We start from the raw sequence: 374 nt of genomic DNA on the forward strand, positions 1-374 counted from the left end.
TTCCCGTGGTAGAACCACGGGCTACCTTAGCTGATGATTTTGGCTACTACGCCAGCACCAACAGTACGGCCGCCTTCACGGATTGCGAAACGCAGGCCTTCGTCCATCGCGATTGGGTGGATCAGTTCAACTACAAACTTCAGGTTGTCACCAGGCATAACCATTTCTACGCCTTCTGGTAACTGCACCGCACCAGTTACGTCCGTAGTACGGAAGTAAAACTGTGGACGGTAGCCCTTGAAGAATGGAGTGTGACGTCCGCCTTCTTCTTTGGTCAGTACGTAAACTTCAGCTTCAAACTGCGTGTGCGGCTTGATTGAACCTGGCTTCGCCAGTACCTGACCACGCTGAATGTCATCACGCTTAGTACCACG

Annotated in this window: 1 protein-coding gene; it reads right to left on the reverse strand. The window is 52.1% G+C overall.

The features are described 5' to 3' along the window. Positions 1-26 precede the first annotated feature (26 nt). On the reverse strand, positions 27-374 hold a 348-nt coding region (locus tag IDSA_RS11750), incomplete at its 5' end, for an EF-Tu C-terminal domain-related protein (protein WP_034777295.1).

This window comes from Pseudidiomarina salinarum, from assembly GCF_000753715.1.
Classification (GTDB): domain Bacteria; phylum Pseudomonadota; class Gammaproteobacteria; order Enterobacterales; family Alteromonadaceae; genus Pseudidiomarina; species Pseudidiomarina salinarum.